This window comes from Paenibacillus sp. FSL K6-1217 (assembly GCF_045040735.1).
Lineage (GTDB): Bacteria > Bacillota > Bacilli > Paenibacillales > Paenibacillaceae > Paenibacillus_AQ.
Window position 1 is genome coordinate 653,557 of the sequence record NZ_CP150271.1, and the last position, 14,739, is coordinate 668,295.

General features: G+C 53.9%; 16 protein-coding genes. 10 read left to right on the top strand and 6 right to left on the bottom strand.

Annotated elements, in window-relative coordinates; translation table 11 throughout:
- The first annotated feature begins 30 nt into the window (after positions 1-30).
- Positions 31-825 (top strand): AraC family ligand binding domain-containing protein, encoded by a 795-nt coding sequence (locus tag MHH28_RS02600; RefSeq protein WP_405111382.1) that lies wholly within the window; start codon positions 31-33, stop codon positions 823-825.
- Between the two features lie 21 nt (positions 826-846).
- Here the strand turns inward: MHH28_RS02600 and MHH28_RS02605 are convergent, their stop codons facing one another.
- Positions 847-2,304, bottom strand: a complete 1,458-nt coding sequence (locus tag MHH28_RS02605) for an alpha-L-fucosidase (RefSeq protein WP_405116805.1) — start codon at positions 2,302-2,304, stop codon at positions 847-849.
- A gap of 122 nt (positions 2,305-2,426) precedes the next feature.
- On the opposite strand from MHH28_RS02605, the gene MHH28_RS02610 reads away from it, so the two are divergent.
- Positions 2,427-3,260: a helix-turn-helix domain-containing protein gene (locus MHH28_RS02610; protein ID WP_405111385.1), complete on the top strand. Its 834-nt coding sequence runs from the start codon at positions 2,427-2,429 to the stop codon at positions 3,258-3,260.
- Between the two features lie 133 nt (positions 3,261-3,393).
- A complete protein-coding gene (locus tag MHH28_RS02615) occupies positions 3,394-4,299 on the top strand; it encodes a hypothetical protein (RefSeq protein WP_405111388.1) in 906 nt (301 codons plus the stop codon).
- A gap of 110 nt (positions 4,300-4,409) precedes the next feature.
- Here MHH28_RS02615 and thiD read toward each other — a convergent pair whose 3' ends face one another.
- Positions 4,410-5,222: a bifunctional hydroxymethylpyrimidine kinase/phosphomethylpyrimidine kinase gene (thiD, locus tag MHH28_RS02620; protein WP_405111391.1), complete on the bottom strand. Its 813-nt coding sequence runs from the start codon at positions 5,220-5,222 to the stop codon at positions 4,410-4,412.
- Positions 5,223-5,406: 184 nt separating this feature from the next.
- Between thiD and MHH28_RS02625 the strand changes: the two genes are divergently transcribed.
- Positions 5,407-6,501, top strand: a complete 1,095-nt coding sequence (locus tag MHH28_RS02625; protein ID WP_405111394.1) for a glycosyltransferase — start codon at positions 5,407-5,409, stop codon at positions 6,499-6,501.
- A 50-nt stretch (positions 6,502-6,551) separates the two neighbouring features.
- Here MHH28_RS02625 and MHH28_RS02630 read toward each other — a convergent pair whose 3' ends face one another.
- The gene (locus MHH28_RS02630) at positions 6,552-7,316 is read right to left on the bottom strand and encodes an SGNH/GDSL hydrolase family protein (protein ID WP_405111397.1); all 765 of its coding nucleotides are present in this window, start codon (positions 7,314-7,316) and stop codon (positions 6,552-6,554) included.
- A 180-nt stretch (positions 7,317-7,496) separates the two neighbouring features.
- Here MHH28_RS02630 and MHH28_RS02635 point away from each other — a divergent pair, with 180 nt between their 5' ends.
- The 4 genes from MHH28_RS02635 (at position 7,497) to MHH28_RS02650 (ending at position 10,106) form a co-directional block, all read left to right on the top strand.
- A complete protein-coding gene (locus tag MHH28_RS02635; RefSeq protein WP_405111400.1) occupies positions 7,497-7,901 on the top strand; it encodes a hypothetical protein in 405 nt (134 codons plus the stop codon).
- Between the two features lie 3 nt (positions 7,902-7,904).
- Positions 7,905-8,306 carry a hypothetical protein gene (locus MHH28_RS02640; RefSeq protein ID WP_405111403.1) on the top strand — a complete coding sequence of 134 codons (402 nt, stop codon included), beginning with the start codon at positions 7,905-7,907 and terminating at the stop codon, positions 8,304-8,306.
- Positions 8,307-8,485: 179 nt separating this feature from the next.
- Positions 8,486-8,857 (top strand): hypothetical protein, encoded by a 372-nt coding sequence (locus MHH28_RS02645; protein WP_405111406.1) that lies wholly within the window; start codon positions 8,486-8,488, stop codon positions 8,855-8,857.
- A gap of 16 nt (positions 8,858-8,873) precedes the next feature.
- Entirely contained in the window at positions 8,874-10,106 is a 1,233-nt protein-coding gene (locus MHH28_RS02650; RefSeq protein WP_405111409.1) for an exo-alpha-sialidase, read from the top strand.
- Between the two features lie 112 nt (positions 10,107-10,218).
- Here MHH28_RS02650 and MHH28_RS02655 read toward each other — a convergent pair whose 3' ends face one another.
- Together MHH28_RS02655 and MHH28_RS02660 are read right to left on the bottom strand one after the other, a co-directional pair.
- Positions 10,219-11,301 (bottom strand): glycosyltransferase family 4 protein, encoded by a 1,083-nt coding sequence (locus tag MHH28_RS02655; RefSeq protein WP_405111411.1) that lies wholly within the window; start codon positions 11,299-11,301, stop codon positions 10,219-10,221.
- A gap of 128 nt (positions 11,302-11,429) precedes the next feature.
- Positions 11,430-12,266: a sugar phosphate isomerase/epimerase family protein gene (locus tag MHH28_RS02660; RefSeq protein WP_405111414.1), complete on the bottom strand. Its 837-nt coding sequence runs from the start codon at positions 12,264-12,266 to the stop codon at positions 11,430-11,432.
- 97 nt (positions 12,267-12,363) lie between these two features.
- On the opposite strand from MHH28_RS02660, the gene MHH28_RS02665 reads away from it, so the two are divergent.
- Positions 12,364-13,326: an acetylxylan esterase gene (locus tag MHH28_RS02665; protein ID WP_405116808.1), complete on the top strand. Its 963-nt coding sequence runs from the start codon at positions 12,364-12,366 to the stop codon at positions 13,324-13,326.
- 112 nt (positions 13,327-13,438) lie between these two features.
- A complete protein-coding gene (locus MHH28_RS02670; RefSeq protein WP_405111417.1) occupies positions 13,439-13,813 on the top strand; it encodes a YkvA family protein in 375 nt (124 codons plus the stop codon).
- A gap of 488 nt (positions 13,814-14,301) precedes the next feature.
- Here MHH28_RS02670 and MHH28_RS02675 read toward each other — a convergent pair whose 3' ends face one another.
- Positions 14,302-14,688 (bottom strand): winged helix-turn-helix transcriptional regulator, encoded by a 387-nt coding sequence (locus tag MHH28_RS02675; RefSeq protein WP_405111420.1) that lies wholly within the window; start codon positions 14,686-14,688, stop codon positions 14,302-14,304.
- Positions 14,689-14,739: the final 51 nt, after the last annotated feature.

Below are 14,739 nucleotides of genomic sequence, written 5' to 3' on the forward strand. Positions count from 1 at the left end.
GCTATGGACAGTACGATGATCTTTTGCGAGATGGAAGATATGCTTCTGCTGCCCCTGTATGCCATGACCATCGGGTATTGGGAGCATCAGGGGGAGATGTCCCGGCCTGCGGGCTTCCCGGATTATCAGCTGCATCAGGTCCTCGGCGGCAAGGGGGAAGTGAAGATCAAGGGCAAATCCTATATTGCGGAGGCGGGCGATATCTTCTGTCTCTACCCGGATGTGCCCCACTCCTATACGCCGCTTAGCCGCGAATGGGAGCTGGCCTGGATCTCCTTCAACGGAAGAGAAGCAGCCCAGATGCTGCTCTACGCCGGAATACGGGAGTCCGGGGTCGGACGCCTCAGAGCAGAATCGATCCTTGCTCCGCTTGAGGAGATGCTTACCCTCTCCTACGGCAATGAGCTTCAGGACAACATGGAGCGTTCCAAGCTGCTGTATGCCCTGCTGCTCGATCTGAAGCGCAGCCTGCTTCCGGCATCGAATGAGGACAATGAGCTTGCGCGGGTGAAGCCGGTGCTGCAATATATTGAGCTTCACCTGCACCGCCCGCTGCTGCTGAAGGAGCTGGCCGAGGTGGCGTCCGTCTCGCCGCAGTATCTGTGCAGGCTGTTCCAGCGGACGGTCCGTGAACGGCCGGTCGCCTATATCAACAAGCAGCGGGTCAACCGAAGCAAGCAGCTTATGTTCAGCAGCCGGGGTCAGCGGATCTATGAAATCGCCAGACAAGCCGGATTCGAGAATGTCAGCTATTTCTGCGCGGTCTTCAAGCGGATCACCGGAATGCAGCCGGAAGAGTGGAGGGAGCTGCACGGATTGGACTAGAGGAGGGGCTTCTAAGATAGCTCAAGCAAGCTCCAGCTTAAACACAACCGGCAAGTCGCTTGTGACCGCAGTGGTACGGATCGTTAAGGCCTCAGTATCCCGTTCCCAGGACGGCTGCTCGCTGAACCCGAGGACCGTAATGTCCTTCACGATTCCCTCGAAGCAGGGGGATTTCGCCCGGAGCGACTGAATGCGCACGATACCGTTAGCCGGATACACCAGGACGGTTGCATACAGGCAGCTGCCTTTTACAGTGAAGCGGATGTCTTCCGGGGTGAACATTTTCGTTATCCCATCGGTAAATTGTCCTTCTTCAATTCGTGTCGGCCCTTCCCCGAAGGTACGCCAGAAGGAGGTGTCATAAATCGCTTCACCGTTCGTGCCCAGCCAGCTGCCGATAGCGGTCAGAATGGCTGTATCTTCATCAGTGAAGCTGCCATCGGCCTTGGGCCCCACGTTCAGGAGCAGGTTGCCGTTCTTGCTGACGATATCCACCAGGTCGCGGATGATCTCCCCGGCGGATTTGTAGTCGTTATTCTCTGTATAACACCAGGAATTACGGGCTGCTGCCGTATCCGTCTGCCAGAAGAAGGGCTTCAGCTCGGCGAATTGCCCGCGCTCGACATCAGGGACGGCAGTACCGAACATGAACGCGTCATGTTTATAATTAATTGCAGCCGGAATTCCGCGCTCTGCTGCGCGATTATAGTAGTAGGCAGCGAACTTTTGCAGATAGGGTCTGAATACGGCATTCTCAATCCACCAGTCGAAGTAGACGATCTTGGGCTGATACTGATCGACCAGCTCGCAGCAGCGGATCAGCCAGTCCTCCAAGTACTCCACGGATGGGGGAGAGCCGTATGGATCATGATGGTCCGGTTCCGGCATGGCCGGCCAGTAGAAGTCGCCGCGCACAAGCGGCTCATGGATATCGGAGTCGAAGGCCTTGCCGTGGGACATGAAGAACCAGTGCTCCGCCCGGTGGGAGGAGACACCCAGTTCCAGATTCTGCTCCGCGAAGGCCGCCTTCAGCTCGCCGAGAATATCCCGCCCGGGGCCCATCTCGTAAGTGTTATAATGAGAGACAGCGCTTTTATACATCTGGAAGCCGTCATGATGTTCAGCCACGGGAATGACATATCTGGCGCCGGACGCCTTGAATAACGCAGCCCACTTGCCCGGGTCGAACTGCTTCGCGGTGAACAGGGGAATGAAATCTTTGTACCCGAACTCCTTGTGGTTCCCGTAGACCGCCAGATGATGCTCATATTCCTTCGTGCCTTGAATGTACATATTGCGTGAATACCATTCATTGCTGAAGGCCGGAACCGAATACAGCCCCCAGTGAATGAAGATGCCGAATTTGGCCTGGCGGTACCACTGCGGCACCTCATAAGCGCTTAGTGACTCCCAATTGTCCTTATAAGGGCCGTTCTTGATAGTCTCGTCAATCAGCTGCAAATAATCAGTAGTGTTCATCATGAGCTTGTCATCTCCCTGTGTCTGAGTAATGCCTTCATTGTACCGGGCGGCAGGGCGGTTAAGAATGTACGGCACTAACTTTTTGATGTACAAAAATAACCTTTAAGGCGGTCTGCCCCATGGACTCCCACACTCTGCTGTCCAGCTATCTGGCCAATCTCCAGGTTGACCTGATCGTAGCGGATTATAACGAATGCTCAACGGATTGGAAGGATCTGGACTATACTCCGGATTACAGCAAATTCTATTACATCATCGGCGGAGAGGGCTGGCTGAAGATCGGGGATAAGGAATATTATCCGAGGCCGGGTGAACTTATTCTGATGCCGGAGGGCGTGAAGCAGTCCTATTCGTGCATCAGCGACCGCCCTTTTGTGAAATACTGGTGTCATTTCAGTGCCAAGGTCGGACAGATGAACCTGTTCCGTGTGCTTGAGCTGAGTCATATCTGTATTCCTGAGAATCCCGCTGAAGTGGAGGCTGCGTTCAAAGGGATCACCGGCAGTGCCCAATCGGACGCCGTCTACGCGCCGTTGCTGGCCAGAAGCAAGCTGCTTGAGCTGATGTCTTATTACCTGATGAATCTCAAGCTGGATGAGCTGTCCTACAAGAATCTCGGGGCGGCGCGGAAGCTGACTGCCGTTCTGGATTATATCGCGGAGAATATCGAACAGACTATTACCATTCATGATCTGGCCGAGATTGCATACATGCATCCGAACTACTTCATGCGCCTGTTCAAGCAACAGATCGGCGTCCCGCCCATCCAGTACATCACCCGGCAAAAGATAGAAAAGGCCAAACACCTGCTGACCACCACCGCAGGTTCGGTCAGCGGGATTGCCGATCAACTTGGCTTCGGCGATCTGTTCTATTTCTCCAAGCAGTTCAAGAAGCATGCCGGGCTTACGCCCACCGAATTCAGGAAACAAAAGACCGGAGGGATGATGTAAGGATCGGCGGAATGGAGTTCCTGCTGATGGAGACCCGGTACCATGCTGCCCGCCCATAGCGCGAGTGGAGAATACAGGGTGAAGTCTGTTAATATAGAACTACGGTATCATCCATATCAAAGGAGAATTCAATGTGAACGAGAACCTGAAGCAAGCATATGTGCAGTTAGGATTACCTGAAACCGTAACCAGAGAGGAACTGAACAAGCGGTTCGATCTGCTCCTGAAGCGAAGACGCTCCCTGACCACAGAGGAGGAGATAGCAGACTACGAAGCGGATTTCCGGGCGTACAAGCTGATTCTGGATACCTGGGATGAGCAGGAGATTCAGAAGGCTGAAGACGAGCGGCTGTCCAAGTACGGGCGCTTCTCCGGTACGGCAAGCAAGTGGGAGACCTTCATGCGGCTATACAAAACCCATGTGATTCTGGGTATTATAGGGCTGCTGGTGGTGATTTTTGGCGGGAAGGCCCTCTATGACAACTATCAGCATAGACAATATCTGGCTTCCCTGCCGCCAGTCGATGCGAAGATTATGTTCATCGGCAGCTTCGGCGTCACGGATACCAGCGGCAAGATCGAGGAGCTGGAGAAGGCCATCATCACGGCTTACCCGGAATGGAAGCGGGTGGAGACGGTGATGACGTATCTGCCGAGAACCGGCGACGGCTCCGACTCCCTGGACATGAATTATATGCAAAAGGCAGTCGTGGAGCTGGCGGCGAACCGGCCGGATATTCTGGTTCTGGATGAGGCTACCGTTAAGTGGATCGGCGGACAGACCGGATTCCAGAATCTGGATCCGATCACGGCGGACGGGAAGCTTGCCGCAGACGATGCCCGCATGCAGTGGGGAGTTAATGAGGAGACCGGCAAGAACGAGCTGTTCGGGGTCGATATTCTGAAATCTCCGTTCATTTCGAAGCTGCCGATCAATTATAATGCGAAATCCATCATCATCAGTGTGCTGAATGACAAGGACAAAGATAAGATGCTGGCGTTCGTGAAGCATATTGCGGAGGAGCCGGTAGTCAAGTAAGCAGGGCGCATCGTACCAAAAAACCTCTCTTCACCGATGGACTGGACAGCCATCGGGAAGAGAGGTTTTTGGTGCCTGTTGCTCTACTGGCTCTTGTTAACAGTCTGGTCTTACTGCTCTTGGCGGTAGCCCCCGTGGAATACAGGACCGACATATTCATTGAATGCAAAGCCGCCCCGGATAGCTGCGGATACGAAATCCTTCGCCTTCACGACAGCGTCCTTCACCGACAAGCCGTTAGCCAGTCCGCCGGTAATCGCTGCGGCGAAGGTGCACCCGGCTCCATGGTTATGGGCAGGCTCGATCTTGGCTGTCTCCAGGACGAGGAATTCGCTGCCGTCGAAGAAGATATCAATCGCCTTGTCGCCGCCCAGCGCCTTGCCGCCCTTGACGACAACATTCCGGGTGCCGAGCTTATGGATCAGGCGGGCAGCCTCCTTCATCTCATCAAGCGTAGTCAGCTTGCCGAGACCGGAGAGCACTCCGGCTTCGAACAGATTCGGAGTAGCTACCGTTGCCAGCGGCAGCAGCAGATCGCGGATGGCATCCGCGCTCTCCGGGTTCAGCACTTCATCTTCGCCTTTGCATACCATAACCGGATCGATCACGACATTGGTCTGCTTGTTGTTCTTCAGGGCCTGTTCAGTCACCTTAACAATCTCCACGCTGCCGAGCATACCGGTCTTCATGGCATCCACGGGACCGCCGGCGAAGATGGTCTTGAGCTGTTCGGCAACAATGGCAGCATCGACAGGGTATACATTATGGTGCCAGCCCCGGTCGGGGTCCATCGTAACAATGGTAGTCAGGGCACTAAGGCCGTAAGTGCCGTATTCCTCAAAGGTTTTGAGGTCTGCCTGAATGCCTGCGCCTCCGCTGGAGTCACTGCCGGCAATAGTTAATGTCTTAATGATTTTTGACAAAGGTAACGTCCCCTTCTTGTATATAAATAGTATGCTGCTTATTATAACAAAAATCACCGCCGGAGTCCGCAAAAAAAGTATAAGCTCCCAAAACGCTCTTAAGCACTGGGTAAGAGCCAGGGTTCGCTGTCTTCCTCCCTGCATATCATGATAGCACAATGGATGGGTTATTCAGGAGGCTGCCATGATAGAGATCAGCTTATGCATGATTGTCCGCGATGAGGAGAAGAGCCTGCCCCGCTGCCTGGCTTCTGTGGCAGGGCTGACCGATGAGATTATCATTGTGGATACGGGCTCGACAGACCGCACCAAGGAGATTGCCGGTGACTTCGGCGCGGTGATTTATGATTTTGCCTGGATCGATGATTTCGCCGCTGCCCGTAATTTCGCCTTCAGTCAGGCGACCCGGGATTATATCTTCTGGATGGATGCAGATGACTATCTGAGAGAAGAGGATCAGGCGCTGTTCAGGGAGCTGAAGTCTTCGCTGCCGGACAATGTGGACAGCGTGAGTATGCAGTACAATCTCGCGCTTGACGGGGAGGGGAAGGTGGTGACCTCTCTGCGGCGCAACCGGCTGGTCCGCCGTTCCTGCGGATTCCGGTGGATCGGTCCGGTGCATGAATATCTGGAGGTGTACGGCCCGTCGCTGGCAAGCGGGGTCTGTGTCACCCATGACAAGGATAAAGCCTACACGGACCGCAATCTGCGGATCTACCGCAAGCGGGCAGCGGAAGGAGAGACCTTCTCTGCACGCGATCAATATTATTATGCCAATGAGCTGCGTGACCACGGAATCCACGCCGAAGCCTGCCGCTATTATGAGCTGTTCCTCAGCGGCGGACAGGGCTGGATCGAAGATAATATTCAGGCCTGCCTGCGTCTGGGCGAATGCCGGGAGACGCTGGGGGACAAGGAAGCGGCATTCACAGCGGTTACCCGCACGCTGCAATATGATTCCCCGCGCCCCGAAGCCTGCTGCCGGCTGGGGGCATGGCATCTGGAGAAGGGGCAGCTTCACCCGGCAATCTACTGGTATGAGCTTGCCCTTCAGCTTCCGGGACAGGCGGAGTCCATGGGCGTGAAGAATGAGGCCTTCGCCACCTGGATTCCGAATCTGCAGCTTGCGCTCTGCTATGACCGGCTGGGACAGCATGAGCGGGCCAACCGGTATAATGAGACTGCGCTCCTTCATTCTCCCAGCCATCCCAGCATGCTGTATAACCGGAACTACTTCCAGAAGCTGCTGGGCGACCAGTATGTCGCCTTGCAGCCCTGAGCACCAAGAAGCGCTCCCCCGGCGAGGCTGGGGGAGCGCTTGCTCTTGTCTTACTTAAGTCCAGGTATGGCCGCAGGCTCCAGCAGAAGCTGGGGTTCACTCATACGGATGAATTCCAGGATCTTGTCGTAGATAATCCGGTGGCCTTCCCGGTTGGGATGGATGCCATCCCGGCAGATGAACTTGGTATAATCCGGCTGCTGCAGGAAGGCGCCCCGGACATCGATAATCTTGGTTCTAGTGGTCTCTGCGACCTTGATGATAGCGGAGTTGTAACGCTCCTGCCACCAGTAGATTTTGGTGACACTGCCGAGGAATTTCAGAATGTTCACTTCGGAACCGGGGTTGTTGCCGCTGACCCATTTGAAGTAATTGTCCGCATTCAGCGGAGGCAGGCTCATCAGGATAGGCGTGATCTCCTGGTTCTTCAGGAACTGAATCATATCAGCCAGCATCCGCTCGAAGGCCGGAAAGTCCGTTTTGGGACTATGCTCTGCCTCGGGATTGCTCGCAATCTCTGCCCAGTGATAGTCACAGTCATTGCCGCCGTATTCAATCAGCACCACATCCGGCTTCTCCTTCAGTACATCGCGCTGCAGATTGCCGAAGCCCTTCATCAGCGTGTTGCCGAATCTGGCCGTGTTGCGCATCGCTCCCTTGAGCTTGCCCTGAAGCATAGAGACATAATTATCCTCCAGAATGACATACTTGCTTCGGGTCTCGTCATACACAACACCCTTTGAGATGGAATCCCCGCTGACCATATATTTGAACTGAGAACCCGTGGGCTCTTTGAGCTCTTTACTCGTGTTCATATTCCCGCCTCCGATAACCCTAGTGTACATACAATCAGTGTAAACCATACGTGCAGCCGTGCCTATGCATAGATGTCATGGTTTCTTAGTTCTGCTGTCGCATCCTGCTCTTAGTCCAGTCAACAGAGTGAATTCGCCATAGAATAATGGGAAATTCATTTGTTACCGGGAGGCTATTCAATGACTCAAATTATTGATTTCAGCAGAAGTGCGATCACCAGCTTCAGCCAATCGATCTCTATACCTGTTCCCCTGTCCCCCTCCAGCTATATCCTGACCGAATTCGGGCTTGCCACGGCACTGGGCGGGAGTGTTCTGCTCAATGCCACAGTCGGGGTTCAGACTACGCTCGGCAATCCCAATCTCCTGTTTACCCTTCTGCGTTCGGGAACCCCTGTATTTACACTACTGGCAACGGCACCCGGCGCAGGCCAGTATGATTCGCTCAGTCTCTCTTATGTGGATTTTAACTTTCCGTCAGGGTATTTCGCCTATACCTTAACGATTGCCCAAGTGAATTCCTCCACGCTGAACACTGCCACTCTGATTGGTCCTGTAGATTTCTCGGGACTCTCCCTGGTGTAAGCGATGGCGACGATCAATGATTTCGGTAAAAGTGTCCCGTCCAGCTTCAGTCAATCCTCCTCGTTCCCCGTAAGGAGGCTGCCTAACAGTACAATTCTGGGACAGTTCGGGCTGTCTGCCGGAGCGAACAGTCTGATCCTGCTTGAGGCGACGGTTGGCCTGTACAACAATACGCCCAACGCTGCGGATCTGATTTTTACCATCGTACGCAATGCGGTCCAGATCTTCACTGCAAGATCCAGCCCATGGAGCGGGAACAGCTATGAAGCCGTTCATTTATCCTTTACAGACAGCGGCATTCCTGCCGGTTATTACGGCTATTCGCTCGTTGTATCTGCCGCCGGTACCGGGAGCCTGCCGACAATCATCGGCCCGCTGGTATTCTCGGGCTTGTCCATCTCATAACCTGACGCCGGGGAGCGGTACTCCCCGGTTGTCCGCTGCAAGCAGACAGAATTATTATCTCATTGGACAAATAAAGCGATACATATACATGGAATGGGAGGAGTATGCGGCTTGGAAGGGAGGGCGAACGCGAGGAAGAAGACAACGGTTCAAGGAAAAATGGAAGGAGTACGGAACTTATGCCCTATACCACGGGAGCACTCTATAATCCGCCTGCCGGAACATCACACATCGACCGGATTCAAATTTCCTGCCTGAATGATTCTATTATCGTAGCGATTAATATTAATTTGCAGATCTTTCATTTCCTCGGCAGCAATTTCTCGCGGGTTGCCGTAGGCGAATCTTTGTTTCAAGTGAATCCCCAGCAGCTGGTGGTTCAGACCTTTTCGGTAAATGCTGCTAACTATTATGAGGCCCAGATTAACTTTTACAGTGCGGTCAACACGATTGTGAATGTGTTTGCAATGGATGCGGCAGGCACCATTATCGGGCAGATTCTTCAGCCAGAACTTACATACATTGACCGCTTGACGATTATTAACACTTGAAACGGGGGGACGTCTATTGGCGAACGTCAATGTTACAGCAGGATTGCCGGGGAATCATATTGAGCCATCGATTGCGGTCAATGAACTGGACCCCAATATTCTGTGTGCGGTAGCGGTAGATTCCAGTACCGGAACAGCTCTGACCGGCTTCTACCGGTCGGTGGACGGCGGCGCCACTTGGACCTCCACGATTCTGCCGCAGGCACCGGGATTCATGAGTGCGGAAGCGCCGACCATTGATTATACGTTCCCGAATACGTTTATTGTTGCTGTCCATTACTTCAATGAATTTAACGATGGCACCATTGCCACCTACACCACGTTTGACAATGGGGTCACCTTCAATCCGCCTGTTATCGTCCAGCGGGGCTATGGCCTGTACGTCCATAATGACGAACCCTTTCTGGCTGTAGACCGTTCGCCGTCCAGCCCCTACCGGGGGAATGCCTATGTAGGCTACACCCCGCTGTTCTATTTGGGGACGAATGCGGCGATCTTTTTCCAGCGTTCAGTGGATCAGGGGCTTAGCTGGGAGCCGCCGCAGCGTATCTCAGATCCCCGGGGGGATCTGGAACGGGCAGCACTCATTGTCGGACTGGCGGGTGAGGTCTATGTGGGGTATATCCAGCTTGGCCCTGGCCCTAAGTATGCTTATATCCGTGTCTCACAGGACGGTGGAGTCAGCTTCAGTCCTCCGGTCACCCGGGGGGCGACTTTTCTGGCAAGCACAGTCCCTGTGCCAAGCCCGCTGCCTGTTCCGAATTATAACTTCCGCGTACAGACCAATTTAGCGCTTGGAGCAGACATCTCGAACGGCCCCTTTGCCGGTTTTGTCTATGCGGTGTGGAATGATTTCCGGCTGGGCTATGCCGATATCTTCTTCTCGCGGTCCCCGGACGGCTTGCTGTGGTCCGCTCCGGTGAGCATCACAGGGGCCCCGGCGGGGTCGCAGAATTTCTCGCCCTCGATTACGGTGTCGCCTTCCACAGGGACGGTGCGGGTGATCTACTATACAAACCGGCTGGACGGTTTCCTGCTGGATGTGTTTGTGGCGGAATCCATTAACAGCGGCTTGTCCTTTGCGAACCGGAGGGTGTCGGATGTCTCCACGAACCCTAACGGCAATTCTCCAATTCCCACAGAACTGATTGGTGACTATATTACTGCGGCTACCATTTTCCCGGATACGCTGGCTGCGGTATGGAATGATACGCGGCTGAACAAGCAGGATGTTATTTTCGGCAATTGAGACGGGAAGACATAGCTAATTTATATAAAAACAGGTCCAGCTGCTTCCTCCAAGCCGGGCCTGTTTTGCCTTGCCAACCTATACGTCTATAGCCTGCTTTCTTCGGAGCTGTCTAACTGTTCTCTGCCAATGAGCGTTTGGAGGGCGATTTCCCCCCAGTATTTCCCTTTAAAAAGGCCGCCGCCGTCCGTTCCATGATTTTGACACTGTTCTCCCAGGTCCATTCCCTCGAATCATCCTCCCCGCGCGCGGCGAGCCGCGTCCGTAATGAGGGGTCCTTAATGAGCCGGATCACATCCGCCGCAATCCGGTTCTCATACCGGTAGGACAGCAGGCAATTCTCCTCATGGCGCGCATACTCCAGATTACCTCCCGAATAGACGGAGACTAACGCTGCCCCGCAGCGCATCGCCTCCAGCCCCGGCAGTGAACCGGTGTCGAAAATGCTGGAGCTGACAAAAATATCAGCACCGTTATAGTGATAGCATAGCTCCTCATCATTGAGCGGGGTGAAAAAGCGGTATTTCCCGCTGTTCATCATTCCTCTCAGCGTTTCGGATGTGAAGCATTCATCCGGCGGACTGATGAAATTGATATTGACCCCTGGAAAACTCTGCTTCACGATATCAAGCTGGTTCACCAGGTAATTCTGCTCGCGGTGCCAGGAGAAGCCGTGCTCCACCTTACGCAGAATCGCTGTAATGTTCAGCGGCTCCTGAAGGTCTTTGCGGATATTCATGTTACGGAATGAAGAGCTGATCCCTACCGGTACAATGCTGCCGCTGATGCCGTGGCCGAGCCTAATCAACTCCTGCTGCCATTTGGAGAGGACGATCAGCTTATCGGTTATGTGATAAGAGGGGAAGGAGACCTCATTCTGCGGCAGAAACAGCGGTTCATAACACAGGGAGAGGCGGATATGGATGCCTTTGCCGTTCAGGCTGGCTGCCTGTGAGACCGGAACCGTTGTGTAGAAGTTCGAGACGATGATATCACTGACCGGAAAATCGGATTCACGGAGCAGCGTATGATCGGTAATCAGCAGAGTGGAATGGACGTCATAGGAAACATCCCCTCCCAGCGGCATGACAATCACAACCTGGTGGCCCCGGGCCGTAAGGCCGTTCGTCAGCTCCACGAGCATGCGTTGTGCCCCGCCATGACATAAGGTAAGAATGGGGAAAGTGAACCGCATCTGTGATCCCTTCCTTTCTGCACAATCGCTTGCAAATATGCGAGAGGTATACTATTTTATTCAGTGAAAAGCGAAAAGTACCGCTAAGCGGTACTTTTGGAGGAAATGGGGTTATGGACGGATGATGGCTACTTGCGCAGGCTGCGCAGCAGATTCACACAGTCCCGGATCTCCAGGCTGGTGACATCCTCCAGCGAGACATCGATCATCGGCTTATGAGCCTCAAGCTTGTTCAGGAACTCAGCGGTATGGAACAGCCCGCGTCCGGGAGCGCCGTGACGAATGCGTCCGTCCTCTTCATAGATCCCCTTCAGATGAGCGAGGATGATCCGGTCGCCGAACAGGCTGAAGGAGTGGTCAACGATTTCATCCTGGAGATGAACCTGTTCACCGATCAGGTTGCACGGGTCGAATACGACGCCGATGGAGCTGGAAGGCACCTCATCGAGGATGCGCCGCATTTTGGCCGGAGAGGAGAGGGTGTGGGTGCTGACGCCTTCGAGTCCCAGGAATACGCCCCATTTCTCCGCCTCCTCAGCCAACTCCTCGATCGTCGCCTTAAGGGCTTCCCAGCCGATCTCCTCATAGCGGTAAGGGTCGGATTCCTGGAAGGTCGTAAGGGCTCCCGTCTCCGTAGCGACCATAGGCGCACCGAGCTGGCGGGCGTAGCGCAGATGCTCCTTGAAGCGGTCGATCTCGCCCCGGCGGACCGCAGGATCGGGATGGATCGGATTGATATAGCAGCCAAGCACGCCGATGCGGATACCGGCCCTGTCGAATTGCTCACCGATATAGGAGGCCAGTCCGGGGCTGAGCTTGCCGGGGGAGAGGTCGATATCCTGGATGGCTTTGGATAAGGCGAGCTGTACGAAATCAATATTGTAGGTCTGAAGAGCGGCAGTCAATTCCTTCAGCGGCAGGCATCCGGCCGTGTGCGCTAACGTTCCGTAACGAATAATAAACAACTCCTTTGGAATTCTATCAATTTATATCTATAATATTAATGACGCTTACATAGACATGCAAGGTTAAAGAATGCATGCAACAACAGGAGGAATAATGATGAATGCAATAGAAGCGCGTAAGCAAGAGCTGGAGAACTGCCGTCCGGAGCCGACACTGGACCGGGAGACGATTGATGAATTCTGGAATGATCTGCTCGCAGAAGATGAGGAGCAGCCGCTGGATGTGACCCTTACCCCCGAAGAGACCCCGTATCCGGGGATGAAGGTGAGCAACGTCAGCTATATGAGCTATGGTGAGACTACGATTCACGCCTGGTATCTCCAGCCAGCCGGTGATACGGAGGGAACGGGAGACCGGCCGTGTATCGTCACTTTTCCAGGCTACACCGGAGACCGGGGGTATCCCGAACGGTATGCACATTTCGTGCTGCTTGGATACACTGTCCTGGCCGTAGATGTACGGGGACAGCTTGGCGAGACCGGTAATCTGCTGCCGCAGGAGCACGGGATTGTCAGAGGCTGGATTACCCAGGGGCTGCTGGAGAAGGAGCAATCCTATTATCTGGCGTTAGCCATCGATACCGTCCGGGCCATCGAGACGGCAGCGCAGCTGCCGGGGGTTGATCCGGCGCGTATTGCGATTACAGGAGCCAGCCAGGGTGGAGGGATTGCTCTGCTGGCAGGTGCGCTCAGCCGCCGCGTAGCTGTAGTGGCCGCAGACATTCCTAACCTCTGCCGGCTGGATTTCGGGGTGCTGAACTCTACCAGCTCGCTCACTGAGATTGCATATTACCTGAAGCGTTATCCGGAGCATCTGGAGCGTACGCTTCAGAACCTGGCCTTCTTCGACATTGTGAATCTGGCCCACCGCTTCACAGTCCCTGTCATGATGTCTGTAGGCTGGAAGGACACGGTATGTATGCCGGAGACCATCTATGCCGCGTATAACCGGATTGAGTCGCCCAAGGAGATTAAGGATTATCCGTTCTCCGGGCATGAGGTGAGTGAATTCCAGCTCAGACAGACAGCACTGTTCTTCCAGGAGCATCTGGGCTCCTAAGTGAAAGCCGTACAAGCGGCAGTGATTAGCAGCAAGGGAATGGTGTGAAGATATAGTAAGGGCTGGCGCGAGGCCTTGTGAAGGCAGTCTAATCACCGGGAGGGAACTACAGATGGACAATCAGACAGGCAAGCTGCCGGCAGGCGTATTGGTGGAGAATTTTGAGTATGACAAGAAGAACGAGGAGCTTGTGAAGAAGAGCTTCTGGAGCAAAACCAGGAAAGCCGCCGGTAAAATCCCCTTCACCAGAGAAGCGATCGCCATGTACTACTGTGCACTGGATGCCAAAACACCGTTATGGGCAAAAGGCATTGCCTTTGGCGCGCTGGCTTATTTCATCTCCCCGATCGATGCCATTCCCGATGCGCTGATCGGCCTGGGCTTCACAGACGATGCTGCGGTCATGGCGGCGGGGATCCGGGCGATTGCCGGACAGGTCAAGGAGGAGCATAGACAGAAGGCGGAGAAGTTTTTCGAAGATTCATAATAGACTGGAAGACAGCCTCTTTTTTTAGCAGGATCAACGTGAGTACTTGGGTGGACGCTGCGTGAACGAACCGTTGTTCCAAACGCTGTTGTGTCCAGATTTCTTTTATTCCCCCTTAGCGGTGAAAATCCGGACACAAAGGCGAACGCTTCGCTTTTCCACAATCGTTTCGTCCTCTCCGCTGTTTAAGTGGGATACGAAAATACATTTTTTCAACACAAAAAAGAAACCGTTCTTTGGTAAAATGGAGTTACCAAGGCGTCCGTGCTTTCTGCTTCGCGGCATAGACAAAGTGACGCTTGAGGTCGGATGGCTTTCGCTAGCCCACAATCTATTAAACAATCTGCAATGGACCAAAAACAGAAAGCAGCGATTCTCCAAAAACGAGAATAGCTGCTTTTTTAACATTTGAATCTTTTAAAACATCTGAGATCTGACTCGTCAATAGAATAGCTACTTTTGGGACCGCCCTATTATGGTGTGCCCCGCTACACTCCGGTGTCGATAGCTGGACTCTCAGAAGTCTGCTGCTTCGCCTGGTACTCCAGACCCCAATCTCTCATCAGCTTGATGATCGGAATCAGCGTGCGGCCAAATTCGGTCAAGGAGTATTCGACCTTCGGCGGCACCTGATGATAGACCTCACGGTGTACAACGCCATCCTCCTCCAGCTCGCGGAGCTGCAGAGTCAGCATGCGCTGGGTGATGCTAGGGCAGATGCGGCGGAATTCATTGAACCGGACTGTGGAATCCATCATATGGTACAAGAGTACACCCTTCCATTTGCCGCCGATGACATCGAGGGTGAATTCTACAGGACAAGCAACAGCCTTGCCGTCCGGGCAGGTGCCGAAACCGCCTTTACGGTCGCGCATCACTGAACACGCTCCTTAGTATCATTTTGTATACTACATCACAAAAATGTG

Bases quoted from the DNA above. Each gene is read 5' to 3' on its own strand.
- MHH28_RS02600 (WP_405111382.1), top strand. From the start codon at position 31: ATGGAAGATATGCTTCTGCTGCCCCTGTATGCCATGACCATCGGGTAT.
- MHH28_RS02605 (WP_405116805.1), bottom strand. From the start codon at position 2,304: ATGAACACTACTGATTATTTGCAGCTGATTGACGAGACTATCAAGAAC.
- MHH28_RS02610 (WP_405111385.1), top strand. From the start codon at position 2,427: ATGGACTCCCACACTCTGCTGTCCAGCTATCTGGCCAATCTCCAGGTT.
- MHH28_RS02625 (WP_405111394.1), top strand. From the start codon at position 5,407: ATGATAGAGATCAGCTTATGCATGATTGTCCGCGATGAGGAGAAGAGC.
- MHH28_RS02630 (WP_405111397.1), bottom strand. From the start codon at position 7,316: ATGAACACGAGTAAAGAGCTCAAAGAGCCCACGGGTTCTCAGTTCAAA.
- MHH28_RS02635 (WP_405111400.1), top strand. From the start codon at position 7,497: ATGACTCAAATTATTGATTTCAGCAGAAGTGCGATCACCAGCTTCAGC.
- MHH28_RS02640 (WP_405111403.1), top strand. From the start codon at position 7,905: ATGGCGACGATCAATGATTTCGGTAAAAGTGTCCCGTCCAGCTTCAGT.
- MHH28_RS02645 (WP_405111406.1), top strand. From the start codon at position 8,486: ATGCCCTATACCACGGGAGCACTCTATAATCCGCCTGCCGGAACATCA.
- MHH28_RS02655 (WP_405111411.1), bottom strand. From the start codon at position 11,301: ATGCGGTTCACTTTCCCCATTCTTACCTTATGTCATGGCGGGGCACAA.
- MHH28_RS02665 (WP_405116808.1), top strand. From the start codon at position 12,364: ATGAATGCAATAGAAGCGCGTAAGCAAGAGCTGGAGAACTGCCGTCCG.
- MHH28_RS02670 (WP_405111417.1), top strand. From the start codon at position 13,439: ATGGACAATCAGACAGGCAAGCTGCCGGCAGGCGTATTGGTGGAGAAT.
- MHH28_RS02675 (WP_405111420.1), bottom strand. From the start codon at position 14,688: ATGCGCGACCGTAAAGGCGGTTTCGGCACCTGCCCGGACGGCAAGGCT.